The sequence below is a fragment of the Butyrivibrio proteoclasticus B316 genome, from assembly GCF_000145035.1.
In the GTDB taxonomy this organism is placed as follows: Bacteria; Bacillota; Clostridia; order Lachnospirales; family Lachnospiraceae; genus Butyrivibrio; species Butyrivibrio proteoclasticus.
On the sequence record NC_014387.1, the window covers coordinates 2605445 to 2624092 of the forward strand.

16 protein-coding genes and 1 tRNA gene are annotated in these 18648 nt (G+C 39.8%); 2 read left to right on the forward strand and 15 right to left on the reverse strand.

The window, feature by feature from the left end:
• Positions 1–207: 207 nt before the first annotated feature.
• Positions 208–1581: a GGDEF domain-containing protein gene (locus tag BPR_RS19870; RefSeq protein ID WP_013281514.1), complete on the reverse strand. Its 1374-nt coding sequence runs from the start codon at positions 1579–1581 to the stop codon at positions 208–210.
• A gap of 330 nt (positions 1582–1911) precedes the next feature.
• Here BPR_RS19870 and BPR_RS19875 point away from each other — a divergent pair, with 330 nt between their 5' ends.
• Positions 1912–3153, forward strand: coding sequence for an HD-GYP domain-containing protein (locus tag BPR_RS19875; RefSeq protein ID WP_167531165.1), 1242 nt, complete (start codon positions 1912–1914; stop codon positions 3151–3153).
• An 83-nt stretch (positions 3154–3236) separates the two neighbouring features.
• Here BPR_RS19875 and gdhA read toward each other — a convergent pair whose 3' ends face one another.
• The 14 genes from gdhA to BPR_RS10840 all read right to left on the reverse strand — a co-directional run bounded on the left by gdhA (position 3237) and on the right by BPR_RS10840 (position 17266).
• Positions 3237–4571 carry an NADP-specific glutamate dehydrogenase gene (gene gdhA / locus BPR_RS10775; protein ID WP_013281516.1) on the reverse strand — a complete coding sequence of 445 codons (1335 nt, stop codon included), beginning with the start codon at positions 4569–4571 and terminating at the stop codon, positions 3237–3239.
• A 228-nt stretch (positions 4572–4799) separates the two neighbouring features.
• Positions 4800–5939 carry a Gfo/Idh/MocA family protein gene (locus BPR_RS10780; protein WP_013281517.1) on the reverse strand — a complete coding sequence of 380 codons (1140 nt, stop codon included), beginning with the start codon at positions 5937–5939 and terminating at the stop codon, positions 4800–4802.
• Positions 5940–6184: 245 nt separating this feature from the next.
• A complete protein-coding gene (locus BPR_RS10785; RefSeq protein ID WP_013281518.1) occupies positions 6185–7471 on the reverse strand; it encodes an SH3 domain-containing protein in 1287 nt (428 codons plus the stop codon).
• Positions 7472–7520: 49 nt separating this feature from the next.
• Positions 7521–7593 (reverse strand) — tRNA-Arg (locus BPR_RS10790).
• Between the two features lie 155 nt (positions 7594–7748).
• On the reverse strand, positions 7749–8648 hold the full coding sequence (locus BPR_RS10795; RefSeq protein ID WP_013281519.1) for a DUF5688 family protein: 900 nt from the start codon (positions 8646–8648) through the stop codon (positions 7749–7751).
• Between the two features lie 149 nt (positions 8649–8797).
• Positions 8798–9355: an elongation factor P gene (gene efp / locus BPR_RS10800; RefSeq protein WP_013281520.1), complete on the reverse strand. Its 558-nt coding sequence runs from the start codon at positions 9353–9355 to the stop codon at positions 8798–8800.
• A gap of 330 nt (positions 9356–9685) precedes the next feature.
• Positions 9686–10480: a YhfC family intramembrane metalloprotease gene (locus tag BPR_RS10805; RefSeq protein WP_013281521.1), complete on the reverse strand. Its 795-nt coding sequence runs from the start codon at positions 10478–10480 to the stop codon at positions 9686–9688.
• A 22-nt stretch (positions 10481–10502) separates the two neighbouring features.
• Positions 10503–11288, reverse strand: coding sequence for a hypothetical protein (locus BPR_RS10810; RefSeq protein WP_013281522.1), 786 nt, complete (start codon positions 11286–11288; stop codon positions 10503–10505).
• A 58-nt stretch (positions 11289–11346) separates the two neighbouring features.
• The gene (locus tag BPR_RS19880; protein ID WP_013281523.1) at positions 11347–13143 is read right to left on the reverse strand and encodes a bifunctional diguanylate cyclase/phosphodiesterase; all 1797 of its coding nucleotides are present in this window, start codon (positions 13141–13143) and stop codon (positions 11347–11349) included.
• A gap of 87 nt (positions 13144–13230) precedes the next feature.
• Positions 13231–14040: an NAD(+) synthase gene (gene nadE / locus BPR_RS10820; protein WP_013281524.1), complete on the reverse strand. Its 810-nt coding sequence runs from the start codon at positions 14038–14040 to the stop codon at positions 13231–13233.
• A gap of 83 nt (positions 14041–14123) precedes the next feature.
• The gene (pncB, locus tag BPR_RS10825) at positions 14124–15332 is read right to left on the reverse strand and encodes a nicotinate phosphoribosyltransferase (protein ID WP_174261969.1); all 1209 of its coding nucleotides are present in this window, start codon (positions 15330–15332) and stop codon (positions 14124–14126) included.
• Positions 15333–15413: 81 nt separating this feature from the next.
• Complete coding sequence (locus tag BPR_RS10830; protein ID WP_013281526.1) at positions 15414–15929, reverse strand: adenylyltransferase/cytidyltransferase family protein; 516 nt, start codon at positions 15927–15929, stop codon at positions 15414–15416.
• 54 nt (positions 15930–15983) lie between these two features.
• On the reverse strand, positions 15984–16508 hold the full coding sequence (locus BPR_RS10835; protein ID WP_013281527.1) for a cysteine hydrolase family protein: 525 nt from the start codon (positions 16506–16508) through the stop codon (positions 15984–15986).
• Positions 16493–17266, reverse strand: coding sequence for an NUDIX hydrolase (locus BPR_RS10840; protein WP_013281528.1), 774 nt, complete (start codon positions 17264–17266; stop codon positions 16493–16495). Before BPR_RS10840 ends, BPR_RS10835 begins: the two co-directional genes overlap by 16 nt.
• Positions 17267–17424: 158 nt before the next feature.
• On the opposite strand from BPR_RS10840, the gene BPR_RS10845 reads away from it, so the two are divergent.
• Positions 17425–18579 (forward strand): cation diffusion facilitator family transporter, encoded by a 1155-nt coding sequence (locus tag BPR_RS10845; protein ID WP_042256951.1) that lies wholly within the window; start codon positions 17425–17427, stop codon positions 18577–18579.
• Positions 18580–18648 lie beyond the last annotated feature (69 nt).

The window sequence follows — 18648 nt, forward strand, 5'->3', positions numbered from 1 at the left end:
GAATTTATCCTATCACATACACCCTCCATTATCAATGCAAATCAAGTAACCATGCGGCATTAAACACCCCCAGTGTATCAACCCCTCAAAAAAATGTGCAGCTTAATGCACATTTCTGTCTGAACAGTAATAATTCCCTTGCCATTACATTATCAGAATGACAAGGGATTGTTATTTCTAACTGTATAGTTTTTTCTATATCTTATACTATTTATGCTCAGACTCTTTATTTCTCCTATCCTGATGCGTCTGATAAAAAGCACGTTTGTCAGCGTACATTGCTGTATCTGCCCTATTAAACACCTCCATATAACCATAATCTACTGCCGGATCATATGTTGCACACCCGATTGAAACCCCGATTTCAAAGCTTGAATCATGCAATATCGGTGATTCCAGATTTTTCTTATCAACCTCTTCTCTGATTCTTTCAATGTTTACAGATGGATCAACATCTTCCAGAATACAAACAAATTCATCGCCGCCGATACGGTATATTCTATGTCCTTCAAAAAATCTGCTGATGTCCTTTGCCACAGAAACAATGACCATATCGCCATATTCATGGCCAAAAGTATCGTTCACAGCTTTCAACTGATTAATGTCAAAAACAACTACAGAAAAAGATATCCTGAGGCCATCTATCAATTTCTTTTCCAAACGATTTACATATTCTTCATAGGAAGTTCTGTTGTTAAGTCCTGTAAGGCTATCAACATAAGCACGGGATCGGATAACCTCTATCTGCTTGGCAAGTCTTGCCTGCATGACATTGATCTTGTCGCCCAAAAGATCCACAGCATCGCCAAAGCCATTTTTACTCTCAATGCTTGCAAGTGAAGTATAATCCTCAGTTTCTGACTCAGGCGCCACCTCATGGACCAAAGTCTCTATTCCAACAGACAGATCATTCATCTTTTTGTATAAATGCATAAAGCTCTTTCTAAAGCGAGTAGCAATTATAACAGATAGCCCAAGGCTGAATACAAAAGCTAATACTGTAAAGCCGATTGTTATAGTTCCAAGCTGTTTAATTCTGTTCTGATACCACCTGGCCTCAAAGTCAACAGCCACAATTCCGGCCACATCTCCGTTTGAATCATATACAGGAGAATAGGCACTGTAAAACTTGCCCCAATCATCCTCATAAGGCTCATCATCAACATCTGCCTTACCCTTACTGGCATTATAAAGTGCATCAGTATAAACAATAGGCGAGCCGAACTCTCCCGGATTCTCTATTGTGGGATCAACTCCGAAAACAAACTCTCTTTCACCTACCTGCATTATGCAATATATGTACGAAAGCTCAATATTATCCTGAAAATATGTCAGATTCTCCATAACTCTCTGATACTCCGGAGACCCCTGATCATCAGCTGTCATTTTAGCCAGATCATCACCATTTATCATGGCAGCTGCTGTATTAGAGATATCAAGCATTCGCTCATCAATTTGCGCTCTCATAGCTTTCAGCGCAGCCTTAGAAAGGATCACGCCAAAAGCCAAATTAAACAGTATCATAAGTGTTATGATAAGCAGTGTATATTTAGTTGTCCTTTTAATTTTTCTTATGCGCATATAGTATATAAAAATCTTTGTTTTTACGTTTCTTTTAAATTATATCACTTTCCTCTTCAGGCAAGAAATTTCTTGTTGCTGACCGTTTTTATATTATTTCAGACAGGCTCTACGAATTCCAATTTATCAATCTTTGCATCAAATTAAATTTCTATAAAATCTAATAAAGAATTATTTAATTAGCGTCAAACCGATAATAATCGTTTATAATCTGTTCATAGAATAGACTTTTGTTAAATGAGGTTTATATAAATCATGTTCATCCCAATCTTACAATATTATTGGCCAAGAATACTTGTCGCATTACTGTTTGTAGGCGCTTCTGCATTTATGATAAGCAGAAAAAAACAGGGTATAGATATGCTCATTAGTTGTCTTATCCTTTTCTTTATTTCTTGCCCAGTAGTCTCTATAATAGTGGAAATCTTTATTTCAAATTCTATAGCAATACATCTTATTCCTTTATTTAAACTTGATTTTGAAACCTCGAGGGCAGTATATTCTATTTTTTTACTTGTAATTGACTTACTAACCTTCATTCTCCCAATTTATATCTACCACAAAGTACTCGGTGAAAGACTCATCATTGCAGGTACTATTTATGTTGAGTTTCTTTTACAGGACAGATTTGCTCAAGTTATCTCTTTTTCTGCCCTTTCATACTTTTTCATTTACATTATCGATCTGGTAATTCTGGGTCTTATCCACAAAAAAGACCTGGAATATATTTCCAATCATAACGACTTCATCAACTGGAAACCTGTATTTTTCTATTATCTGGCTCTATATGTTCTGATGGATATCTGCTATGGAGCAGACTATATTTTCCCTGCTCTTGATTCAGATACACCAAACATACAGACCATATGGCTTGCAACAGTTGTTATCCTTGCCGCCTTTTCCGGAGCAGCTTTTTCCAAATTAAATGTTATAGTGTCAAAAGAGAATGAGAAAAAAATCAGATATATGCGCAAGTTTCAGGAGAATCAGACTGATATCATCAGAGACTTTGCGACAATTTCTGAAGCAAAATCAGGGGAAACAGGTCAGCACATCAGGCGTGTGTCCGAATATACCGCAATACTAGCCAGAGGCATAATAAAAGACTCAACAGATATTATGTACATAAAGGTTGCTTCCATGATGCACGATATCGGAAAACTGATGATTCCTAATGAAATCATTGAAAAGCCCGGTAAACTTTCTCCGGAAGAGTACGAGACTGTTAAGACTCACTCTGAATTTGGAGATAGCCTTCTATCTCACAGCGAAGGCGAGATCATGACCATAGCAAGGACCATAGCCTATGAGCACCACGAGAGATGGGATGGTCATGGATACCCAAGAGGTTTAAAAGGAGATTCAATCTCTATATATGCGCAGATTGTTTCTGTAGCTGACGTTTATGATGCACTCACTAGCAAGCGCTCTTACAAAGAGCCCTGGGATCCACTGGAAGCAAGAATAGAAATAATCCGCCAAAAAGGTCATCAATTCTCGCCTAAAGTTGTAGATAATTTTATCGACAGATACGATGAAATAGAAGAAATAAGAAAAAAGTACGCAGATTGATCACTAAAAAAAGCAGCAAATGCCTTATCTCTTACGGAGAAGATTGCACTTGCTGCTTATTATTTCAAAACCACTGAAATGTATTATACAATTCCCTGAGCCTTCATAGCTTCTGCAACCTTAAGGAAGCCAGCAATGTTAGCACCGGCAACGTAGTTGCCTTCCATTCCGTACTTCTTGGCAGCATCATCAATGTTGTGGTAGATGTTAACCATGATCTGCTTGAGCTTAGCATCAACCTCTTCAAAGGTCCATGAAAGTCTCTCGCTGTTCTGACTCATCTCAAGAGCTGATGTAGCAACACCACCTGCATTTGAAGCCTTACCACATACGAAGAGGACACCATTCTTCTGAAGGTACTCAGTAGCTTCGATTGTTGTAGGCATGTTAGCGCCCTCGCAAACAGCAGTTACGCCGTTAGCAACAAGCTGCTTGGCATCATCAATGAGGAGCTCATTCTGTGTAGCGCAAGGAAGTGCAACATCACACTTGATAGACCAAACGCCTCTGCCCTCATGGTATTCAGCTGACTTTCTGGCTGCAGCATACTCTGTAAGACGTGCTCTCTTAACCTCTTTAACTTCCTTGAGGAGTGCAACATCGATTCCTTCAGGATCATAAATCCAGCCTGTAGAATCTGAACATGTAACAACCTTAGCGCCGAGCTGCTGAGCCTTTTCGATAGCATAGATAGCAACATTACCAGCACCTGAAACAACGACTGTCTTACCCTTGATGTCATGGCCATTACACTTAAGAAGCTCTTCTGTCAGGTACAAAAGTCCATAACCTGTAGCCTGTGTACGAGCAAGTGATCCGCCGTATGTAAGGCCCTTACCTGTAAGAACGCCTTCATATACGTCTCTGATCCTCTTGTACTGACCATACATATAACCAATCTCACGTCCGCCAACACCAATATCACCGGCTGGAACGTCTGTATCTGCCCCAATGTGTCTGTAAAGCTCTGTCATGAAGCTCTGGCAGAATGCCATAACCTCTCTGTCTGATTTGCCCTTAGGGTCAAAATCAGAACCACCCTTACCACCACCGATTGGAAGGCTTGTAAGTGAATTCTTGAAAATCTGCTCAAATCCAAGGAACTTGATGATTCCAAGGTTTACTGATGGATGGAAACGAAGTCCTCCCTTGTATGGTCCGATAGCTGAATTGAACTGTACGCGGAAACCATTGTTAACCTGAACCTGTCCCTTATCATCTACCCAAGGTACTCTGAAAAGGATCTGTCTCTCTGGAGTAACAAGTCTCTCAAGAAGAGCATCTCTGCGATATTCATCTTCATTGGCCTCAATAACAACTCTGAGTGACTCAAGTACCTCTTTTACTGCCTGATGGAATTCCGGCTGAGCTGGGTTTTTCTCAACAACATAATCGTAAATCTCGTCAACGTATGACATTTTTTCTCCTTCCCGTACCATTGGTACACAGCAAAACTTATAATTAAATCAAATATTTAAAAGCAGCGCATCCATAACTAAGTCTTCATGTAAAAGAATATGCAGAGCAATTTACGTTATACAAAAAGGGCGTAAGAAACCTACGGTCTATACGCCCCATTGCGCAGACATCACTGCCTGTTGGATATTATAAACTTTAATAAGTTAAAGTGCAAGAGTTTTTTTATTTTAAGATTCCTGGCTTTCTTCGCTCTGGGAATTTACTTCAGGCTTCTGTTCTGTTTCAACCCGCGGGCTTATGTCAGCAGCACTCTGTTCGTCAGATCTTTCCACCTGGTAAGAACTCTCATTGTGGGCTGATGTTTTCTCAAACTGAGTAGCGGCATCTTCCTCTCCCGGAAATCTGATTCCGTTGGTCTTACGAATAAAATCCATCATATCGAGCATTTTCAGAGTTTCGGAATGTGGCATTTCAGGGCACTCAAGCCATCCTTCCTTCATAGCCTTCACGCAGGATTCAATTTCATATTCATACCCGGAAATCTGCTTTGGCCTCTTGTAGCTGGCTGTCTTCTTGTATGAAGAATCATAAACATGAATAGCTTCAAAATTATTAATGTTATCCACAACTATGTAGCCCTTTGGTCCATAGATAACGCCGCTTCTATCACTGATTCCAAGTGCAGTAGCATTCAGTACTGCCATTCTGCCATCCTTGTATCTGAGTGTGATACTATCCTGCATATCCATTCCATGGTTATTAAAAGTACAGATAGAAGCTATATCGCTGACATCATTTCCAAAGGCCATAGAAGCAAAGTTAAGCACATATACTCCAAGGTCCAGAAGTGCACCGCCACCAAGTTCAGGAAGATTTATCCTATCTACACCTGCGATGTTGTATCCAAGATTTGCAGTCAGCATATAAGGCTGACCAATTACATTGCTAGCAATAACCTCTGCAAGCTTACTTCTAAGAGGCATGTATCTTGGCCAAATTGCTTCGGTCAGCAAAAGTTTCTTCTCCTCCGCAATTCTAAACACTTCTTCTGCCTGAGCTCTATTTAGCATAAATGCTTTCTCGCATATAACATTTTTACCGGCAGATAATGCAAGCTTAACATTCTCGAAATGCTCAGAATGTGGTGTGGCTACATAAACTAGTTCAACCTTAGGGTCACTTACAAGTTCAGCATATGAACCGTATGCCTTTTTGACGCCATGCTCTGAGGCAAATTTCTGTGCTTTCTCAAGGCTTCTGGATCCTACTGCATAGCATTCGACACCCTTGGTAGCCTTAAGTGTATCTGCCATTACACCTGCTATGTTACCGGCACCCATGATAGCAACTTTTACCCTTCCAAACATATATGGTTACCTCCATTTTGTAATAATATGATGTAAAAACCTCTTCATTTCTGCAAAATCCCAGCAATTCTACAAATATTCGAAAGCCGCTAATTTACTACGTAAACTTCTCATATTACACAAGTAGCCAGCAAAAAAATGCTGGCTACTAATTTCTTCTTATTTCTATTATAACTTCTTGAACGCAAGATTCAAGAATGCTGCAAATCGGTAATGCAAAGTTTACTTCACCGAATGACTGATAGTTATTCCTTGGTCAGGAACTCTGACTTAATATATCCTGTCTTCTTGTTATACTCTACCTTGGCCCATCCGCTTGCATACTGTTCTACAACGTTAACAGTACTGCCTGAATAGATCATTTCAAGAACCTCTGACTCTGTGCTCTGGCTCTTACGAAGTCTTACTGTATCGCTAACCTGCATCTTACCGGTGTCTGAAGATTTAACCGTAGTCTGTGATGCATCTGCCGACTGAGTATTCTGGTCACCATCCTCATTCTCTGAATTGTCAACTTCTGTAGTTTCCTCACCTACAACCTCAAAGAACTCTGTCTTGACGTAAGCTATTCCGCCCTTATACTCAATCTTGCTCCAGCCATTTGCAAGAGCCTCAAGCTGCTTGAACTCTTCGCCCTTGGCAGTCTTGGAAATGACATCTGCTGTCTCACTGTCAGAGCTTCGAATATTGATAACGTCAGTAGCCCTGATAGTATGTGTTGTAACTGTAGCTACAGCTGCTTCAGAAGTAGCTTCACTTGCTGAATCATCTGAGCTTGTCTCTTCAGTAGCAGAATCGCTGCTGGCCTCAGAAGAAGCAAGTGCCTCACCAACTGATACCTGAAGTCCTGCTCTCATCTTGGTAAGGAATTCAGCAAGTGCCTCATCTGAATTAACCATCTCGTTGTATTCCGTAGCGACCTTGTTATTAAGATCTATAACGTCTTCCTGTAAATTAACCTGCTTGAGGTACTCGATTTCATTGGCATTGGCAATATCGCCATTTATATAGAGATTTCCATTATCATCTGTGCAAATATATAATGACTCAAGTCCAGGAACAGCCTTATCATAATCAAAAAGCTTAACTTCATTGTAAACATATGCAACATAGCTTCCTGCAACAGGCCCGGGTTTGGTATACACAGTAACAACTCTGAACTCTTCTATGTAGTCAGACGCTGCTACAGCCTTGAGAAGCTGTGTATCCTCAAGTCCCTTATATATTGATTTGATAGTATCTGAATCGCCATTAGCTAAAGCCGTATAATATTCATTGATCAGATAATTAACATCTTCATATGCGTTTTCTGCCATAGGGATAACTTCAGTTATCTCAAGCGTTGATTCAAGACTTGCATCTGCAACTGAAGCGGCTATTTCCTTGGTCCTCTTATTGGCATTCAGCGCAATAACTACAGTGAGAATAACAGCCAAAACAAACAATATTGGCATCAGATATTTCTTATTGTCTCCTAGCAAGGCAAAAATATTCTTCCTATCATTTCTAAATGAATAATTCTTCTTTTTCATCAAAAACCTCTATCTATGAAAATATAACTCAAAAAATGCAATAAAAGTATGCACCCGACAGGAATTCGAACCTGCATCAAAGGCGTCGGAGGCCTACGTTCTATCCGTTAGACTACGGGTGCATAAACGTACCAAGCCATGATAACATAATTCTCCCTGAAAGTCCAATATCACGCCGCTTCTAGTGCTTCCAAAGTTCGCTCCTTGCTGCCCCTAAGCAGTAATTGTTCCCTGGTTAATCTGCAGACGCAAAGTCTCACAACGCCTCCTGTGAACATCAAGCATTAATAGCTCTGATTTCTCCCTCATCCACGGAATAAAGATAAGCATTGTCGCTAAGATAGTCTTCACTGCTAATTACAGTTCTATTTACCTCTTTAACTATATTCACAAGTGTAAAAAGTGCCTTTTCTTCTTCCGGCATTTGCATAACAATTGCTTCATGCACAGATGAAGGCAGAACTACAAGATTACCTCCAACCTTCTCGGCCAGCTTCTCCATTACTCCCGGATAAAAAACTGCCGCTGCGCCAAACATACTCTTAGCATTAGAAACCACAAATATATTGTCAGGGAGAAACATGTATTCCTCGCAGGAATTGCCCATATGTTCAAGCGTTTCTGACATTGTCCTGATCCTCGCAGGCAGAGCTTTCTCAGCATTCTCCCACACATTTTCCCATAGTTCGTCAAAAGACACTTCCCAACTGTTTAAGTGACTGTTTCTGATAGTAATACTTCCTTCTCCCATAAAACGGTTTGAAACAAGACAGATCGGCACAAGTGCTAAATCTGCCATTTTCCTGAAAGGAACATCTGTAAGATTATCTTTGTTCTTATCATAATTAGTCACCTTAAAAGTAAGATGCTCACAAACATTTGAAAAATCTGTAAAAAATCCGGCATCAAATTTCTCCTTTGGCATACTCTCCTTGTACAAATCTATAACGTTCATGGCAATATCTTGTACTTCCTTGCCATGAGTATAGGATTCGTAATAACCATCAATATAAATAGTAGGAGCAACACTTTCTCCTTCCTTTCTGATAATAAGTGCGTGATATAACACGCCGTTATTCTTACTAACCTCTTTGTACTCAATACTATACTCTGAACCTAAAAATAAACTAATTTTCTCAACTAATAATTTACCCAAATCCTCTATTTTCATACCCATACACATATTTCCTTTAATTTTTTATTTTTCTTGTGCAACAAAAAAGGCAATAGATAATCTTTTTCAAAAATAAGATTCTCTATTGCCTTACTAAGTTTTCTATAAAAATTATGACTAAATATACGTGTCAGATATGGTTACGTAGTCAATTAAACTCTTGAAAGATACTCACCTGTTCTAGTATCAATCTTGATAACATCTCCTTCGTTAACGAAGAGAGGAACTGATACATTAGCACCAGTCTCAACTGTTGCAGGCTTAGTAGCGCCTGTAGCTGTGTCGCCCTTGAATCCAGGCTCAGTCTCTGTAATTGCAAGTTCAACGAACATAGGTGGCTCAACTGCAAATACGTTACCGTTGTAAGACATTACCTTACATACCTCGTTCTCCTTGACAAACTTGAGAGAATCGCCGATCTGATCTGATGTAAGACCGATCTGCTCATAAGTCTCTGAATCCATAAAGTTGTAAATATCTCCATCCTGATAGAGATACTGCATATCCTTCTTATCAATACGAGCTGCTGGGAACTTCTCAGTAGGACGGAATGTTGTCTCCTTAACACCGCCATTGATGATATCCTTGAGCTTAGTTCTTACGAAAGCAGCGCCCTTACCAGGCTTAACATGCTGAAATTCAATAATCTGACATACGTTTCCATCGATTTCGATGGTTACACCATTTCTGAAATCACTTGCAGAAATCATAAAAAATCCTCCTAAATTACTTCACATCAAACAACTGTTATATTTTAAACTATCACTTTCGATTTTTCAACTATTTTTTTTACTGTTATAAGGAACGAAAACACATTTTAAAATTTATATTGCATACTATTTAATTTTGTGATATATTTCCTTGCTGCTTGAACAGCCATTCGCAAATACGTCTTATCACGTATCTACTATAGCACGATTCAAGTCATAAAAATAATTAAATCTTTATGACACTTATCTGTCAAAGAAAGGAAGTGATATAAAAACAACCACCGGCCAATCTCAGCCGGTGGTTGTCTTCATTTATTTCTATTATTCTAATTATTTTGTCTCTTTTTTCCATATGATCCTTGCCACAAATACAAATACGGCCACTAATATAGCAACAACTGCTTCAGCTAAATATTCAGCACCATTAATACCTGACCTTGCAACCAGGACTGTAACAGCATCAAGTAGTGCATGCATTAGAATTGCAAGAAGGAAAAGAACTATCTTATTATTCTTTACGGCAAACCAGACTATAGCTGAAAAGACTATATGTGATATCATGGCCAGAATTCTCTCGATTATTCCGATAAGAAACAGCCACGAAGCCGCAGTAGTCAGAGAATCAAGCTGCATTCTAAGAGTTTCTGCAGCTTCTGCCGGCATATTGGTCAATAGCTGAACTGAAGCACCTGAATTGATCATGATAGAAATCACGATATTATTTATCATGGTATATCCAAGAATGGCAATTGCCTCAAAGCCGCCATGTCCCGCTCCATACATAAGTGAGTTTACATCTTTTTCTCTATAGCGCTTCATTATAGTCTTGAAGGCTAATAATCTACCTGTTTCCTCAAATAATCCGGCTGCAATCCCGCCATATACTGCATATATCAAAATATTATTTTGAATACTGTTTCCTATTGGTGACAGTAAAACGATCTGATGAAATATCTGCTCAAGAACAAGGGCAAAAATAAAAAACACTGCACATCCAATAAAGAAAGGAAGTATCTCTGCACCCTTTTTGCGAAAATAAAGAAGTAGTCCTATCGGAATTATAAAAGATAAAATCCCTGATATCCCCATGAATACAATTGATAATATCGGCACTGTTCCAGTCATAAAATCTCCCCAAAAGCATTATTCACAATTTAAAATCCCCAAAGACGCTTGTATTCGACGTACCATTTTTATATGAAGCAATCCTTGATGCATTATAGTTATTGTACTCGCTTATCTCATCACTTCTATCGTGATTTGCTATACTCCTTATAATATCCCCCTTTATATCCAGATTTGCAACGCTTTTATTTACTTCTCCGGTTATATCCCTATTGGCAATCCTTGCCTGTATCTGTTCTGCAAGGTTATCCATCCCTGCAAAAGCTCCCTTTATCTCATCTTCAAGATTAAGATTTCTGCTATGCGCAGCACTAACTTCCTTGAAAGCCTGATCTACATCAGATGAGCCTGAAGTATTCTGATTCTCTGAAGCTTTTACCTCAGAAGCAGCCTTATCAAGTGATTCTTTTGCCTCAGAATCCGTAAGTCCCGCTTTCAGAAGTTCACTAAGTACACCAAGTTCTCCAAGTGTCCCTAATTGATTAAGTGAGCTGATATTTCCAAGACTGCTAAGATCGCTGAGAGAGCCAAGAGCATCTAATGCTGAGTTATCATCTTTTGAACCATTCATGCCATAAAGAGACATGCTATCTGATACTTTCATGGCATCAATAATAGCCTGTCTCGACTCTGTATCAAGTTTACTTGCATCAATGTTGTTTAATGCACCGTTTAAGTACTTTGGGAAAATACCGGAGATACCCGGCAGATCAGAGCCTGTGCCCTCCGACGTAAGCTTGTTTACATCTGAAATTGAATATAAATACTTATTTACCGCAGTTGCGATCTTAGATACATCAAAAGCCATTCCCCATCCCCCATGTGTAATGCTATAGGATGCCGTATTTCTGATGAAATTCGGTATCCTATAACTCTTCGATGTCTGTATATGCCCATTTTTTTTCTAAGGCAATTCTCTCTTCACTGCTCTCCCATTTAGGAATCGGTATTCCTATATTAAGTCTGTCAAAGATTGTATCCAGGCCTTCCGGTCTGTGATACAAAAAGCCCTGAGCAAGCTCGCACCCTATGTCTTTTAGGAACTCTTTTTGCTCTTCCGTCTCCATGCCCTCACAAAGAGTGTGGATCCCAAGCTTATGCGCAACATTGACCATGGCCTTTAATACCACTCTGTTGGCGCCATCATGTCTGTCAAGATTCATCAAAAGATCCATATCAAACTTGATAAGATCTATATCAAAACTACTAAAGACATTAAGAGAAGAATAACCACTTCCAAAATCATCAACCCAGAGTTTATAGCCACTTTCCCTTATTCGCTGCAACTGATGATGAAATTCCTCGGTGGCAGTAGCCATATCCTGCTCAGTTATTTCTATAATAAAGTAGCTGCGATCAATACCATATTGTTCCAGCTGATATTTATCAAATAGCCTGTTTATCTCACTTACTACATCTACGTAATCAAAATCCTGCCTCGAAAAGTTTATAGAAACAGGCAAAAGCGGAAGGCCTGCTTCAAAGCGAGGCTTAACCTCACTGCAGACTCTTTCAAACATATATAGGTCAAGCTCATGCATGAGATGGTATTTCTCAAGTGCAGGCAAAAAGTCAGCGGGATCGATAATTCCATCCTGAGGGTCATCCCATCTGGCCAAAGCTTCAAATCCAGCTCCGCTATCATTTTCAAGCCTTAGAAAACATTGATAATATACCTTTATCCAGCCACGGTTCATGGCCTTATAGAAATTCTCAATTATATAGCGCTGGTAGTTATATAGTCTGTCATCCTCTGATGTATAAAACCTGTAGCTAATGTTTAGATCAGCCCCAAGAAGCTTGTTGGCTCTTTTGGCATGATCAAGTGCTGTTGCTGTATTAATATCCCTCTTGCATACATAAATGCCAGCATGAATACCTGTGGTTGTACCATAAGCTTCCATCTTAATTCTAGCATTTATCTTTGCTATTTTGTTAATTATATCTTTTTTACCCGTATATTTACATAGAACTATGAAATGATCATCGGCTCCTCTGACAACAAGTCCATGCTCAAACTCATTAGAAATAACATTGGCCACAAGCTTAAGCAAGTCATCTCCTCTGTCAAAGCCATACCTGTTGTTATATGACTGCATCGAATCCACGTCAAAATAGATAACTGCTGGGACGCTTTTATTTGTAAAATACTCCTTGGCCCTATCTCTACCATATTTATTCAGATAATTGATATTTGGAAGACTGGTAAGAGCATCAGTATAGAAATCATCCTTCTGGTACAGCTGATAGTCACGCGCTATTTTTCCTACAACGTCTTCATAATGTTGCATATCGGAATAGGCAATAACAGCCATTTCACTGCCATCCGGCATAGTCTGCCAGTAGCCCACGGCATGAAGCATATGATATCCATCATCACGCCTTGCCCTGAAGGTAATATCATAGTCCAGATGCTTGGTAACAAAATCATCACTTATCGCTTTAAGCTTGGAAGCTTCATCGGGATGAACCTTTTCAAAAAGACTTCCATTAATATTGCCCTCAAATTCCGAACCTAACATCTCGCGGGTAATACAATGAAATTTTAGAAATCCATCAGAAACCAAAATGGGCACAATTTCCCCATCCTTTATTCCCATGAATATAATAGGAATAGCCAAAGCTTCATATGCTTTTCTCAGATCATCCGAAAATACATACATTTCATCGCTCCTAAGTAACGGTATTCCATCACTATTATATATTATATACCATTTATCGCGATGACAGCTTTGGCTATTTTATTATATTTATATTAAATTATTCTTATACATCGGCATAAGTCTGAGCTTATGAAGATTTATAGCATGAAGATGGTCTATTTTCTTTTTCTTATCCTCATCCTCAAGTACGCCTGTAAATATGTACCTATCCAGCTCATCGTAGGTAAATCCAAGCTTGTCTTCATCCGACATGCCTGAAAGTCCATCCGATGGTGTCTTGTGGATAAGTTCTGCAGGAAGTCCAAGCGCATCTCCAATCAGCCTCATCTCTGTTACTGTAAAATCGGAACATGGACTGAAATCGCCCGCAGCGTCTCCGTATTTGGTTGAATATCCAACATAATCCTCAGATCTGTTGCAGGTATTTGCAACTCTTCCTCCGTTTGGAAGGGACTGAGCTATTGCATATAGAGTTGCCATGCGGATCCTGGGCGGGGTGTTGATCATTGAATCCTTGGACAGTGCATTTTTAGAGTCCTCACCGGTCTTCTCATCTTCACTGGAGAATGGGTCTGTAACCTTGGCATTTCCAATAGCCTCGTACAGCCCTGCAACTGCAGGATGAATGTTAACAACATAATTTTTAATTCCCAGAAGTTCTACCACCTTTTTGGAGTCATCTATATCCTTCTGCTCTCCGTCAGGCATTAAGACTCCTACAACTCTCTCTTTTCCCAAAGCTCTTGTCAAAAGAGCTGCAACTATAGTAGAGTCCTTTCCACCTGAAATTCCAACAACTGCACTGGCTTTTGGTCCGTTCTCATCAAACCACTCTCTTATCCAGGCTGTAATCTCCTCTATCTTCCTGGCTGCATCAAAATTCTGTAAATAATCCATAGCCATCACCTCTTTGTTCATAGCATATTACTGTCATTTGGCAACATACGCTTCTGCGTTAACTTACCTTTTTTTAGAAAAAATCAGATTTTGGTCTCGTGAGTAAGTCTCCAGTCGATACATCTCTGCAGATAGTCAACATATTCAGGATTCTTGCACATTCCCTTGCCCTTAACATCAGAAATCTTGGCTACGTCCTGTCCATTACATCTTGTTGTCTTCATTACGATATTAAGTGGTTCAACATCTGTGTCATTTGAAATGTAAGTACCTATTCCAAAGCCAACTCTGGCTTTTCCGTTAAAATGTCTAAAGAGCTTGTCTGCTCTCTCAAAATCAAGACTGTCACTAAAGAGAAGTGTCTTGGTCTTAGGATCGATTCCAAGGCCCTCATAGTGTCTTATCATCTTCTCACCCCATTCAACAGGATCTCCTGAGTCATGGCGAACACCGCTAAAGAGTGTGGCATATGTGAGCTGGAAGTCCTTGAGGAAGCAATCTGTAGTGATGGTATCTGTAAGTGCTGTTCCGTTTAAGATTCCATACTCCTTAACCCATGCGTCAAGGGCATACCAGTTAGAATAAGCCGGATTGTGTTTGTGATTGCCCTGGCCTGAGCACATGATCCACTCGTGAGCCATTGTTCCAACCGGAGTTACGTTGTACTTCTTGGCAAGGTAAACGTTAGATGTTCCAAGGAATTTGGAATCCTTTAAATCTGCCTCAGCAAGAGTCTTGACTGCAAGGTCCTGAGCCTCAGCTGAGAGTCTTCTGCGAAGTCCAAACTCACTGAAAACTGCAAGCTTGTAGGTTCCGTCTTTTACCTTCTCGACCTTCTGAGCAAGTCTTTTCTTGAAGCTCTCAAAGAGTTCATCATAGTTATACTGCATTCTGAAATATACTTCATTGACAATTGCAAGTGTCGGGATCTCGTACATTGAAGTATTGAGCCAAGTACCCTTTGTTTCAATATTAAGACCGCACTCAGCGTTGTCATCAATCGTAAAGTCATCAAATCTAGCCTGCCAGAGTCTCAGGAAATCTACGTAAGAGCCCTTGATCCAGACAATATTTTCAAGATATTCAAGTTCCTCTTCTGTAAATCTAAGCTCGCAATAAGCCTTGATCTGTCTCTTGATTTCTTCAACCATCTCTTTAGTAAAGTGTACATCCTTGTTTCTGCACTTAAATGTCCAGGTTGTCTTATAGTCGCTGAACTGATGGTAGATTGCCTGTCCCATAGAAAATTTATAAGCGTCTGTTTCAAGAAGTGATGTAATAATACGTTCCATAATATATGTTCCCCTTTTCATTATTAGTATTCTCTGTTCGTAATCTATATTGGCGGATCGTAGCTATCTTTAATATGATCGTTATTTCCGAAGTTCTCTTATATACCCGGCAAAAGAGCTGACTATTTTATCAAGGTTTCCTTCAAGATCACTGCGGATCATTGTGCCGCTTACAGGTCTGTTTCTCTGGCACAGATGAACTCTTATGTGCTGAGGGGTTGATGTTATAAGCTCTGCGTAATCTGCCTCTGATGTGTAAAAACACAGTTCATCTCTTGCAGTTATTAGTTCTTTTTGGAAAAGATGGAGTAGTATCCTGTCCACCCAGTAGTTCCAAATCTGCTGCTGATCCCAGTGCTCTTTGATCTTGGGATCTGTATCAACAAGCTTGGTTACAAAAACCTTCTCGTCATCAGTAAATTCTTTTGCCGCAAGCTCATATCTCTTATCAAGAGGAAATGTAGGATATCCTCGATCCCCCTCATGACCGCAGCAGATAACTATTACTTTATCCATTTCCTCTTTTGCTATATCAATCACGTCCATATGGCCTAAATGCATCGGCGCGAAAGTTCCAAAAACAAGGCCTGTTCGCATCTCTTGTGCCTCCATGTTACCTTTTAATAAAACCGGTACTGATAAATCCGGTGATCAAGCAACCTTGACCTGACAACTCTTCATGGTTGCAAGGGCTGCATCGTGCGCAGCGGGTGTAACTCCTGCGCAGCACTTAGAATCAACAGATACAGGAACCTCAATGTTGTATGCCTTGATCATAAGAGCATTGCTGACAACACAGATATCAGTGCACACGCCGATGAGTTCAACCTCAAGCTGACCATTTCTCTTATCAGCCTCATCCCTGATAAAACTTGCAAGTTCAATGCTGCCAAAAGTAGGCTTATCAAAAATTTTCCTGCCCTGAGAAAGCTCTTTGAGCTCAGGGATTATCTCCCAGCCTTCTGTTCCCTCGTAGCAGTGAGGAACCGGAAGATTGTGGCCCTCCTGGGTCTCCATGTAATTCTCATGGTGTGTATCCCTTGTAAAAACTACTGTTCCGTCAAAATTCCTAACCTTGTCTACAACAGCAGGAACTATCTGCTGTGCCTCTGCACTCCCCAAAGAACCTGTAACAAAATCATTCTGCATGTCTACAACAACTAGTATTTTATCCATAATCTGTCTCCTCCTATGTATGAATATGTATCTGCAGGTCTTCCCCTACCTATTGAAATTGATCCTGTCTTCTTGATCAGTCCATGCTCCATGTAAGTATTCATCTGATACTTGGTAAAATTTCCTCTGTTGATCTCCTGACCAGTCACTGACTGATATATCTCCCTGAGTGTCCCGGCTGTGAACTGCTTGGAGTCCTTAAGGAATTTGAAAATAATGTCTGTATAGTCTATCTTGCCCCTCAATCTGTCTATCGCTATCTCCAGCATCTTGTCATGGTCAAATCCAAGACATGTACAGATAAAGCTCTCATCACCATCCACCTGGCAAAGTTTGTAGCTGCCTACATTAGAACTCTGAATTGTAAACCACTTCATCCACGGCACATTCACCATAGCCTTGTCCGGAATGATGCCTATGTAAGCTATTGAGATGACTCTTTCTCTAGGATCCCTGTTAACATCCGAGAAAGTCATAAGCTGTTCTGTATATATCTGTCCTGACAATTCAAGTTTGTCAGATAACAGCCTCTCAACCGCTCCCTCAGCGGATTCATTCTCCCTGATAAAAGAACCGGGCAACGCGTACATATCCTTGAACGGCTCTTCATCTCTTACTGTGAGATTGATTGCCAACTGACCATCAATTACAGAAAACAGTAGAAGATCAACTGTCACATATGGGTGTTTGTACTCTGAAAGCATTCTGATCTCCCTTCTATCTGAGCCCTGTTCAGTGCTCGGATTATTTTGTTTCATTTTTATATTTATTATTATACATAGGTAAAAAGAACTGTCAATATATTTTGTTTCATTTTTGAATTTATTTTTTTGAGTTATATCTTTTTTTAATTATGTTTATTGAGCAAGTGATGTTAAAATACAATTGTGTACAAATCTTTATAAAGGAGACTAATATGTCAGATAAATCAAAAGGTTCATCAATAAATACAGCTACAGCTTCAGCTGCAGACAGAGGTCGAATCATTATCAGGACCAGCATAATTGGTATTGTAGTAAACATACTTCTGGCAGGTTTTAAGTTCGTTGTTGGGATCATATCCGGTTCTATTGCCATTATGCTTGATGCAGTCAACAATTTAAGTGATGCGCTTTCATCTGTTATAACAATCATCGGTACTGCCCTCGCAGGTAAGGCCCCTGACAAAAAACATCCTCTTGGCTATGGCAGAATTGAATACATGAGTGCCATTGTCATTTCAATCATTGTCCTCTATGCAGGTATCACCTCTTTTCAGGAATCTGTAAAGGCCATTATCAATCCTGAGCCCGCAGATTACAGTACTGTCATGCTGGTTATTGTGGCTGTTGCCGTAATCTTCAAGGTCGCTCTCAGCCAGTTTTTTATTAATACCGGTAAAAAGGTTTCATCCGAATCCCTGGTTGCATCAGGAACAGAGGCAAGATTTGATGCAATTATTTCAGTAGCCACTTTAGTTGCAGCTCTCATCTTCATCCTCTCGGGAATATCCCTCGAATCCTGGCTTGCCGCCATTATATCTCTGGTGCTGATCAAATCCGGCTTTGAAATGTTAAGAGATACTGTAAGCCAGATCCTTGGCGAAAGGATCAGCGCAGATACTTCTCAGGCAGTTAAAAAGACCATTCTGTCTGTTGAAGGTGTCGAGGGTGCTTACGATCTTCTCTTCAGTGATTACGGTCCTGACAGAGTGCTGGCTTCTGTTCACATTGAAATTCCTGACACTTACACCGCTGACAAGATTGATGTCATTACAAGAGACATCACGCAGAAAGTATACGTTGAGCATCATATCTCCATAGTTTCAGTCGGTGTCTACTCTATAAACACCAAAGATTCCAAGGTTGCTGCATTCAGAGCCGAAGTATCAAGAATTGCATCACTTCACAATGAAGTTCTTCAGATGCACGGATTTTTTGTTAACTTCGAGAGAAAAGAGATCAGATTTGATCTTGTAATGGATTTTGTTCCTAACAGAACTGCTATCTTTAATCAGGTTCTGGAAGAGATAAAAGAAAAGTATCCGGATTATACAGTTTACGCCAATATGGATGTAAGCTACAGCGACTAACCGACGGGTGGAAAGCGAATAAAAAGGCAATAAAGAAAGAGTGTCCGCTTTAACTTAGCAGACACTCTT